The 1774-nt window shown below is 64.4% G+C and carries 2 protein-coding genes; both read right to left on the reverse strand.

What is annotated here, in order from left to right; translation table 11 throughout:
• Positions 1-546 (reverse strand): endonuclease/exonuclease/phosphatase family protein (locus tag EN742_RS33950; RefSeq protein ID WP_348632876.1); only part of this gene is annotated, 546 nt, incomplete at its 3' end.
• A 137-nt stretch (positions 547-683) separates the two neighbouring features.
• Positions 684-1774, reverse strand: a 1091-nt coding sequence (locus EN742_RS33955) for an AMP nucleosidase (protein ID WP_128333822.1), incomplete at its 5' end; no start/stop codon positions are given.

Below are 1774 nucleotides of genomic sequence, written 5' to 3' on the forward strand. Positions count from 1 at the left end.
CGCCATCGCCCCGCGCCGCTCGCAATGCGGCCCGGTCCCCGCGACGAACGGACGCCTGGAGAGCAGCGCAACGCCGAACACGCCGTTCGGATAGGGACAAAGGATCCGGTAGGGATAGGCGCTGGTGATATAGCCAAGCTCGGTCGTCCACATCTCCGACACCTCGTCGAGGGTGATCACGTCGGGATTGGTCCGCCCTATCAGCGACAGCACTTTCTTCGGCGTCGGATTGTCGTAGCGCAGGTTCATCTGCAGCAGGCTGTAGACGATCTGGTCGGCCGGTTTGGCGTCCGCCTGCACCGGCCACAGCCTGGGTAGCGCGCTCAGCGTCGTGGCGAAGCTGGCGATGGCGAACAGCAGTGCCGCGGCCGCCTGCAGGCGAAACGGGGTTGCAAGCAGGGGCAGCGCCAGGAGCGCGATCAGCACGGCCAGATGAACGCGGAAATGCGAGAAGGAATCGAAGGCCGGATGCAGCGTGCCGAAAAACCCGGCAATCAGGGCGGCCGCGAACGCCATCATCGCCAGGAATGTCACCCCGGCTGTCATGTTAGAGCGCGATCCACCTGATCTCATCTGCCTGACTACTCAATGCCGCTGGCAACCTGTCCGGCTTGCTTATCCGTCAAATTGCGGCCCGATCAAGACGACGAGTTGCCTAGCCGGTTTTTGCAGCTGGTGACCGCCTATTGGAAGGCAGTCTCGGAAAAGCTCCTGAGTTTGCGCGAATGCAGCCGCTCCATAGGCATTCCGGCCAGCTTCTCCATCGCCTTGATGCCAATCGTGAGATGCTGCGCCACTTGCCTTTTGTAGAACTCGGTCGCCATGCCCGGCAGCTTCAGCTCGCCATGCAGCGGCTTGTCGGAGACGCACAGCAGCGTGCCGTAGGGCACGCGGAAGCGGAAGCCGTTGGCGGCGATGGTCGCCGATTCCATGTCGAGCGCGATGGCGCGCGACTGTGACAGCCGCTGCACCGGTCCGCGCTGGTCGCGCAGCTCCCAGTTGCGGTTGTCGATGGTGGCGACGGTGCCGGTGCGCATGATGCGTTTGAGGTCGTAGCCGGAAAGCCCGGTTACCTCGGCGACCGCTTCCTGCAGTGCCACCTGGATCTCGGCTAGCGGGGGGATCGGCACCCAGACCGGCAGGTCGTCGTCCAGCACATGGTCCTCGCGCACATAGGCATGCGCCAGCACATAGTCGCCAAGCGCCTGCGTGTTGCGCAGGCCGGCGCAGTGGCCGAGCATCAACCAGGCGTGCGGCCTCAGCACCGCGATATGGTCGGTGATCGTCTTGGCGTTGGAGGGACCGACGCCGATATTGACCATGGTGATGCCGCCATGGCCGGGCTTCTTCAGATGATAGGCCGGCATCTGCGGCAGGCGTTGCGGCGGCGTGCCTTCGGCGGGCACGCTCGACCCGGCATGGGTGATCACGTTGCCGGGTTCGATGAATTCGGCATATCCGCCGCCGCCATTCTCCATCAGATCGCGTGCGCGGGCGACAAATTCGTCGATGTAGAACTGGTAGTTGGTGAACAGCACGAAGTTCTGGAAATGCTGCGGGCTGGTCGCGGTGTAATGCGTCATGCGGTGCAGCGAATAGTCGATGCGCTGCGCCGTGAACGGCGCCAGCGGCCGCGGCTCGCCGAACGCCACTTCGAACGTGCCGTTGGCGATCTGGTCGTCAGTGCCGTCGAGGTCCGGCACGTCGAACAGGTCGCGGATCGGCCGCTGGATACGCTCGGCGGCGCTGCCGTCGACATAGGTGCCCTCCAGGA

The sequence above is a fragment of the Mesorhizobium sp. M4A.F.Ca.ET.020.02.1.1 genome, assembly GCF_004022645.1.
GTDB lineage: Bacteria > Pseudomonadota > Alphaproteobacteria > Rhizobiales > Rhizobiaceae > Mesorhizobium.